Here is a 6000-nt window from a genome sequence, read left to right as displayed (position 1 = left end):
CGGGAGGGCGCTATGAAATTTCCTGAGAATCTACCGGGAGGCTGGGAGTTCACAGAACCGTTTAAGCCCAGTGCCCTCGCTAAAGGTCAGGTATGGCGAAAGTGTGGACCTTCTGACGCAATCGAGATCGTCCGAGTGATGCAGCCGGGGCACCAAGAGTTTGACGGCGGCCTGCCGGGCATCAGTGTCCGCTCAAGCCGAATCGGCGATCGTGCGGTGACCTGGTGCAAAGATACCTGGTTCATGCCCGGTACTGAACAGCAACTGATGAAACGCCTTGAATCTGACGGTTACGCTCGGGCGAAATGACATAGGAATCCGATGGAGAGCATCATGGATAAGCGAACCCCTTTTGCGATTGCGTTTGCTTCAGGGTTGATGGCAGTGGGGATCATCGCCACTACCGGATTTGAGCACGGGACTAGCTATGCGTTTTTGGGGCTCTCGATTGTCGCATTCCTTCTGGGTCTCTTCGAGCTGAGAAGCAACAAGTCTGATCATTAATTGGTATGGGAATCCGGCCATGTATGTGAATGAGGACGAATGTGAGGCGGCTGGGCTAGACCCTGAAGAGGTTAAGCGGATAGCCACAGGCTTGAGTCGATATGCCAAAAAAGCTGAGGCCCTGGGCCTTCAAATATTTGGTGGCACTGGGACTGGATCTCTTCGCTTTGATGACGGTGGCCCTGGGAAACTTGTTGTCGCCGAGATTGAGGGAAACTTTGACGGGGGCGACGGCGGATCAACGGTATCAAATGGCGGCCTACTAAGAGGCGAATGTTAATGGGAATTCGGAGCATTATATGAAACAGAATGATTTTGAGATCGGCAAAACCTACAGATTCGTCATCGACCGATCTGCGGTAGCGGGAGAGACCATCCCATCGACAGAGATTCTGAGGAAGGTGCTTGAGCCTGCATCAAGAGATAATGTTCGCTATGACGATGGATCAACAGTGCCTGATGAAGTGCTTTCGATGTGGTCGAGAGAGTTGCGTGTTGAAAACCCTGAGACCGGGCAGCGTCACATCTTGGGACTGAGATCTATCCGGTCTGCAACACCCGTTTCCCAAGTAACTAACTAGCATTGGAATCCGAGATGCCGAGCACGATTGAACAGTTAGAACGGGCATGGCGGCAAGAGGCGGCCCAGAGGATTAAGCTTACATTGCTCAATCAAAGCCCGCGCAAGGAACGAAAGTGGCGTGAAGTGGCAGGCAACGAGCCCTTGCGTCATCTTTCTGCACTGACGGAACACGTAGTGTTCTGTGATATGCCTCGGACGGCGAAGAAGCTGACCTTTTGCAACGAAAAGGCCTTTGCCGATCGAATGGACCGCCTGTTTGCTGAGCACGCAGACTAAATTTGATAGCAATTGGAAACCGACATGAAAAGAAGCAGACCGAAAAGATTGACATTGGTTGGCGGGTGGCCGGGGTCAGGTAAATCTTTCCTGACCAACGATTATTGCAATCGGGTTGGCGGGGCTGTCGTTCACCTCGATAAAGATGTGTGCACAAGTGCTTTTGCAGAGTCAATCTTGGTACAGAATGAGCTTGCTCCTACGGATCGCGAAAGCCACTACTATCTCTCTCGGGTTCGCCCTCTGGAGTACCAGCAACTCGGAGAAATGGCCTCATCGCTTTTGTCGACAGGCCTGCACGTTATCGTTACAGCCCCTTTTTTCATCGAGTTTGCCAATCCAAAGGGTACCTTTATTGAAGCCCTGCCGGCCGATGCGATGATCGAGCGGCTTTGGGTGCATGCAGACCCTGACGTGAGGCGCAAGCGCCTCATAAACCGGAATGCTGGTCGTGATGCGTGGAAACTGGCTAATTGGGATGCGTACTTGCAGGAATCACCATCTCAGCCTGCTCCTGACTCCATAGATTACTGCGTCAATAACAGCGCCGAATCACAGCAGTCCCTAAAGGACTTTACGTGTTACCTGGAGACGCGCTGGGGACATCCAGCAATAACTCGGTCTGATCTTGAGAATATTTATTTCCGGCAGACTAAAACAGACAACTGATTGGAAAACGACAATGAGCAATTTTTCGCTGGCAATCTTCGCGGCAATAGCCTGTGCATTGACGGGAGTAGTGGCAACCCTGGGGGTCGCCTCCGGCAATCTCGAAGGCTTCCGGCTTCTCTGGGTATCGTTCGTTTCTCTGGCCTACCTGCCGCTTACCATGTTTATGGCGTGGTGTGCATACCAAGAACGCACTGACAACTGATTGGAGTCCGGATACCCGAGAGGAAGACAGAAAATGGCTAACTACACATCAGGAAGACATAAGTTTGCACGAGGCCCTGTCACCGATCAGGTGAAAAGGAAGCTGGTAACCATGATTAAGGCAGCGGAGGGTAAAGAAGATCTCTTGGCAGAGGACATCATCGAGGCGATTGCTGTTGCGCGAAATGATCGAGATGGTTTCCGTGCAGTTGATCGTTTACTCGCTGATTTGGCTAAAGAGTATGCCGCTGGGGCTTAAACCTGATATGGGAATCCGCCATGTATGTGAATGACGCGGAATGTGAGGCGGTGGCCACCAGAGCCAAAGCAACTGATTGGGAATCGGACTATGAGCACGCATCGAGTAATCGCATTCGCAACGACTGACCTGGAAAGCGCACCTGAGATCCAGGCTTTGGATGCGGCAGATGTTGATGGGCTTGGCAGAGAATATCGAGATTCAGGTCTCGACGTGCACCTCACAGATGCCCAACGTCGAGGCGAAGAAATTTGGGTGCCGATTGCCGGGCCCGGGGACCTGGAGAGAGTGCAGCATTATTTCTCGGCAAAAGTCCGCTGGGTGTCCCGTGGTGAGATGCTGGCAAGCAAATAACGAAACCATGGGAATTCGGCTATTTCGGAGGTACTAGAAAAATGCTGACTGATAAGGCAATGGGTCTCGCTACCCCAATTATTCTTGATGAAGGCATCAGCAAAGCCTTCGAAGTCATTCTGGCTGAGTTCCCTGAGTCCGAGGAAGTGAAGACCGGAACAGAAGCAACAGGCTTCTACAGAGCCGTTAAATTTTCAGACAACAGCATCATAACGACAGTGCCTAATGGTAATGGCGGACTGAAGCTAAAAAAGGTTTACCCGAGTGGGTATTGAAAGTTTTGACGGATAAGGGCATGGGAAACCGGGAGGCAGCTCATGGCGAACGAACTAACACCGAAGCAACGGGAAGCGCTTGAGCGATTCCCCGTAGGTGAATGGGTGGGTGGACCCTCCGGTCCTCAATATGGCATTCACATTTCCACTCTGAACAGCCTGATTAAGCGTGGCCGTCTTATGCACCAGTCGGACCCTGACCTCCCCGCGGTGATTCTTGGGGCCGGGAAGCCCTGGACTCAAAGTTTGAAGCTGGGCAGGTTCATGCGTGTGGGCCAGCCTTCAACGAATCAGCAACATTCATAGGAAACCGATTTTGTGGTGACGGCAAGCGTCGTGCAGCGTTAGGAATAGCAAAGACCGGTTCGAGCATTATTTGCGAAAACTCCTGGGCGGTCACCATACCGCCAATACTCAAAAGGACGCCCGGAACATCCTGGTAGCGCAGGACATCACTCTTACTTCGAAGCACACTGGAAAACGAGTTATGACCACCCACCGAGTAATCGCATTCGCAACGACTGACCTGGAAAGCGCACCAGAGATCCAGGCTATGGATGCGGCAGATGTTGATGGGCTTAGCAGAGAATATCGAGATTCAGGTCTCGACGTGCACCTCATAGATGCCCAACGTCGAGGCGAAGAAATTTGGGTGCCGATTGCCGGGCCCGGGGACTTGGAGAGTGTTCAGCATTATTTCTCACCAAAAGTCCGCTGGGTGTCCCGTGGTGAGATGCTGTTGAGCAAATGACAACTTGTGAGAACGGAGCATCGAACAATGTATTTAATAATAGCTGGAGTCTTTATCGCCCTTGCTGTGGCAGTTGCAATACAGGTCCGCAGGGCCATCCTTTTTGGGCGTAATTTGAGCGAAAAGTAGATTGGAATCCGAGAATATGACTGACGACAAGAACCCTTTGACTTTATCTACCCTCTCTGACGATCTAACGCTTGAGCGTGGCATGTATGCATCCCCGGAACTGTCCGGAGTCCTGAATATGGCTCGCGGTGGCCATCGGCCTGAGCTCGATATGCAAGAGCTTATCGGCGGTAAGTTCTCGGCCGGTGAAGGTGTCCTGGTAATCAATCCAGAAATGGATGATGCAGCCATAGCCACCGATATTCGGCGTGCGCTGGAAGCGGCCAAAGGCCAACTATTTAAGGTTGTCCAAGCGCCAAGCTCAATCAAAGACTGATGGGAATGCGGGAGAGTTAGATGATTAAAGGCGTTGTTTTTACCGTAGTTGTTGCATCGATGATCGTATCGACACTTTGCGGGGCCTACGTGATCGCCGCCGATTTGTCGCGGGACGCAATACTACATGCTGGACAGTTTGCGATGACCTGGGCTGGGCTGTCTGCGCTGGCGATCGCCTGGGCAGCAACAAACGGTAAGGACGTTGCGGTTTCTATCCCCTCTCAGCCGGGAATCTCATTCCCCACGGCTTTCCTGGTCACTATTGGTTCTTTGGCAGTCGGTTTCGCAACCAACGCGACTTGGAATCCAGAAATGAAGAATCTTTTCGTGGGCGTTTACGGCATGTTTGGTTCACTCGCTCTCGGCGGCGCGTGCGCATTCTATCTCGCCGGCTTCCGACTTACTCGTAAGCGCCCAAACTGAATATTTAAACTGAACGACACATGGGAGTCCGAGGAAATAGGTTATGAAAGAGAAATATGTCACCCACAATAAGTACCGGTTTTGGTTGGCGATGCTCGCGATCACCGTTCCCCTAATGTTTCCGGTCTTTATCGGAACATACCTGTCAAGAAGCACTGGCGACAACTTGTACTTTTGGGCAGGAATTCTGACAGGACTCTTTTTCGTTCTCTGCGCCCGGATCTTTGAACAAACAATCAGAAGAGAGGGAGCGGCTCAAGGTTGGTCAGAAGCGTTTGAGGAGAATGGCAAACCTCTCAATGTCGGAGATGTTTATCCGGGTTGGAACTTTCCAAAATTTCCTGACTAACAACATTGGAATCCGACATGACCGACATTAAAGCTGACAAACACGCGCTGGCAGAACAGCTTGGCTGCTTTGTCGAGAGTCACGGTGTAGAGGAAGCAGGAAAGCTGCTCAGCCGGTTTTTGCTCGGCCTTGCTCACTCAGCGGAAGCGAAGGAAATAGAATTCACAGATCACGTAGGCCGCGTCTTGATCGAGCCAACGTCAGTGCCTGAAGCGGCCAAACATTAATCGGGATGAGGGAGGTCGGGCATGCCTGAAATTGAAGCGGCAGAAAAGAGGCTGAGAGTCCAACTGAACTATGGCGGCATCGTACATGATCCAGCCGACCATAAGCTGGTAATGGAATATCGCCAAGGCGACCTACCTGATGAAATTGGTCAGATGCGGCGTCTGGCATCTGCCTTCAACGAATTGGCGGATGCTCTTGAAGATAAGGGGCTTGCCTGCTCAGAACAACTTCCATCAGCCGATGACGCTGATGAAAACGGCTTTGTTGAGTGGCTTAGAAGCGGTCAATGGCTTCGAGGGCTTTGGGAAGAACAGCCAGTTGATGCAACGCGGTGGCGCTGTATGAGCACCCGAATCTGATATGGGAAAACGGCATGTATGTGAATAGTGATGAGTGTGAGGCGGCGGGCCTCGACGCAAAAGAGGTTGAACGGATCGCCAAAGGGATTAGTCGATATGCCAAACAGGCCGAGGCACTAGGCATCCAGATATTTGGTGGTACAGGGTCCGGAAGTCTCCGCTTCAATGACGGCGGTCCAGGAAAACTAATAGTGGCCCATGTCGATGGAGAATTTGATGGGGGTGACGGAGGTTCCGTCTCCTCAAACGATGGGCTTGAGCGTGGTGAATCATAGTTGGAATACGGGTGGAGACGCAATGCTTGAGCCGATAAGCGAGG

16 protein-coding genes are annotated in these 6000 nt (G+C 51.9%); all 16 read left to right on the top strand.

Features of this window, described 5'->3' with window-relative positions; all coding sequences use genetic code 11:
• On the top strand, positions 1 to 309 hold a 309-nt coding region (locus ACSSVV_RS08530; RefSeq protein WP_454106090.1), incomplete at its 5' end, for a hypothetical protein.
• 24 nt (positions 310 to 333) lie between these two features.
• On the top strand, positions 334 to 504 hold the full coding sequence (locus tag ACSSVV_RS08525; RefSeq protein WP_454106089.1) for a hypothetical protein: 171 nt from the start codon (positions 334 to 336) through the stop codon (positions 502 to 504).
• 299 nt (positions 505 to 803) lie between these two features.
• The gene (locus ACSSVV_RS08520) at positions 804 to 1085 is read left to right on the top strand and encodes a hypothetical protein (RefSeq protein WP_454106088.1); all 282 of its coding nucleotides are present in this window, start codon (positions 804 to 806) and stop codon (positions 1083 to 1085) included.
• 14 nt (positions 1086 to 1099) lie between these two features.
• Positions 1100 to 1363: a hypothetical protein gene (locus ACSSVV_RS08515; RefSeq protein WP_454106087.1), complete on the top strand. Its 264-nt coding sequence runs from the start codon at positions 1100 to 1102 to the stop codon at positions 1361 to 1363.
• Positions 1364 to 1387: 24 nt separating this feature from the next.
• Positions 1388 to 2032, top strand: a complete 645-nt coding sequence (locus tag ACSSVV_RS08510; RefSeq protein WP_454106086.1) for an AAA family ATPase — start codon at positions 1388 to 1390, stop codon at positions 2030 to 2032.
• A gap of 13 nt (positions 2033 to 2045) precedes the next feature.
• The gene (locus tag ACSSVV_RS08505; protein WP_454106085.1) at positions 2046 to 2237 is read left to right on the top strand and encodes a hypothetical protein; all 192 of its coding nucleotides are present in this window, start codon (positions 2046 to 2048) and stop codon (positions 2235 to 2237) included.
• 33 nt (positions 2238 to 2270) lie between these two features.
• A complete protein-coding gene (locus ACSSVV_RS08500) occupies positions 2271 to 2495 on the top strand; it encodes a hypothetical protein (protein WP_417519301.1) in 225 nt (74 codons plus the stop codon).
• Between the two features lie 90 nt (positions 2496 to 2585).
• Positions 2586 to 2849 carry a hypothetical protein gene (locus tag ACSSVV_RS08495; RefSeq protein ID WP_454106084.1) on the top strand — a complete coding sequence of 88 codons (264 nt, stop codon included), beginning with the start codon at positions 2586 to 2588 and terminating at the stop codon, positions 2847 to 2849.
• Between the two features lie 41 nt (positions 2850 to 2890).
• Positions 2891 to 3124, top strand: a complete 234-nt coding sequence (locus ACSSVV_RS08490) for a hypothetical protein (protein ID WP_114435188.1) — start codon at positions 2891 to 2893, stop codon at positions 3122 to 3124.
• A 487-nt stretch (positions 3125 to 3611) separates the two neighbouring features.
• Positions 3612 to 3875: a hypothetical protein gene (locus ACSSVV_RS08485; RefSeq protein WP_454106083.1), complete on the top strand. Its 264-nt coding sequence runs from the start codon at positions 3612 to 3614 to the stop codon at positions 3873 to 3875.
• A 145-nt stretch (positions 3876 to 4020) separates the two neighbouring features.
• Positions 4021 to 4320 carry a hypothetical protein gene (locus ACSSVV_RS08480; RefSeq protein ID WP_454106082.1) on the top strand — a complete coding sequence of 100 codons (300 nt, stop codon included), beginning with the start codon at positions 4021 to 4023 and terminating at the stop codon, positions 4318 to 4320.
• A 20-nt stretch (positions 4321 to 4340) separates the two neighbouring features.
• Entirely contained in the window at positions 4341 to 4745 is a 405-nt protein-coding gene (locus ACSSVV_RS08475) for a hypothetical protein (protein WP_454106081.1), read from the top strand.
• Positions 4746 to 4788: 43 nt separating this feature from the next.
• Entirely contained in the window at positions 4789 to 5094 is a 306-nt protein-coding gene (locus ACSSVV_RS08470; protein WP_454106080.1) for a hypothetical protein, read from the top strand.
• 17 nt (positions 5095 to 5111) lie between these two features.
• Positions 5112 to 5321 (top strand): hypothetical protein, encoded by a 210-nt coding sequence (locus tag ACSSVV_RS08465; protein WP_114435179.1) that lies wholly within the window; start codon positions 5112 to 5114, stop codon positions 5319 to 5321.
• A 21-nt stretch (positions 5322 to 5342) separates the two neighbouring features.
• Entirely contained in the window at positions 5343 to 5681 is a 339-nt protein-coding gene (locus tag ACSSVV_RS08460) for a hypothetical protein (RefSeq protein ID WP_454106079.1), read from the top strand.
• Positions 5682 to 5695: 14 nt separating this feature from the next.
• Positions 5696 to 5956, top strand: coding sequence for a hypothetical protein (locus ACSSVV_RS08455; protein ID WP_454106078.1), 261 nt, complete (start codon positions 5696 to 5698; stop codon positions 5954 to 5956).
• The last annotated feature ends 44 nt before the right edge of the window (positions 5957 to 6000 follow it).

The organism is Marinobacter sp. MBR-105 (assembly GCF_053628895.1).
This window is presented reverse-complemented; position numbering and strand designations above follow the sequence as displayed.

Bases quoted from the DNA above. Each gene is read 5' to 3' on its own strand.
- ACSSVV_RS08525 (WP_454106089.1), top strand. From the start codon at position 334: ATGGATAAGCGAACCCCTTTTGCGATTGCGTTTGCTTCAGGGTTGATG.
- ACSSVV_RS08520 (WP_454106088.1), top strand. From the start codon at position 804: ATGAAACAGAATGATTTTGAGATCGGCAAAACCTACAGATTCGTCATC.
- ACSSVV_RS08515 (WP_454106087.1), top strand. From the start codon at position 1,100: ATGCCGAGCACGATTGAACAGTTAGAACGGGCATGGCGGCAAGAGGCG.
- ACSSVV_RS08510 (WP_454106086.1), top strand. From the start codon at position 1,388: ATGAAAAGAAGCAGACCGAAAAGATTGACATTGGTTGGCGGGTGGCCG.
- ACSSVV_RS08505 (WP_454106085.1), top strand. From the start codon at position 2,046: ATGAGCAATTTTTCGCTGGCAATCTTCGCGGCAATAGCCTGTGCATTG.
- ACSSVV_RS08500 (WP_417519301.1), top strand. From the start codon at position 2,271: ATGGCTAACTACACATCAGGAAGACATAAGTTTGCACGAGGCCCTGTC.
- ACSSVV_RS08495 (WP_454106084.1), top strand. From the start codon at position 2,586: ATGAGCACGCATCGAGTAATCGCATTCGCAACGACTGACCTGGAAAGC.
- ACSSVV_RS08490 (WP_114435188.1), top strand. From the start codon at position 2,891: ATGCTGACTGATAAGGCAATGGGTCTCGCTACCCCAATTATTCTTGAT.
- ACSSVV_RS08485 (WP_454106083.1), top strand. From the start codon at position 3,612: ATGACCACCCACCGAGTAATCGCATTCGCAACGACTGACCTGGAAAGC.
- ACSSVV_RS08480 (WP_454106082.1), top strand. From the start codon at position 4,021: ATGACTGACGACAAGAACCCTTTGACTTTATCTACCCTCTCTGACGAT.
- ACSSVV_RS08475 (WP_454106081.1), top strand. From the start codon at position 4,341: ATGATTAAAGGCGTTGTTTTTACCGTAGTTGTTGCATCGATGATCGTA.
- ACSSVV_RS08470 (WP_454106080.1), top strand. From the start codon at position 4,789: ATGAAAGAGAAATATGTCACCCACAATAAGTACCGGTTTTGGTTGGCG.
- ACSSVV_RS08465 (WP_114435179.1), top strand. From the start codon at position 5,112: ATGACCGACATTAAAGCTGACAAACACGCGCTGGCAGAACAGCTTGGC.
- ACSSVV_RS08460 (WP_454106079.1), top strand. From the start codon at position 5,343: ATGCCTGAAATTGAAGCGGCAGAAAAGAGGCTGAGAGTCCAACTGAAC.
- ACSSVV_RS08455 (WP_454106078.1), top strand. From the start codon at position 5,696: ATGTATGTGAATAGTGATGAGTGTGAGGCGGCGGGCCTCGACGCAAAA.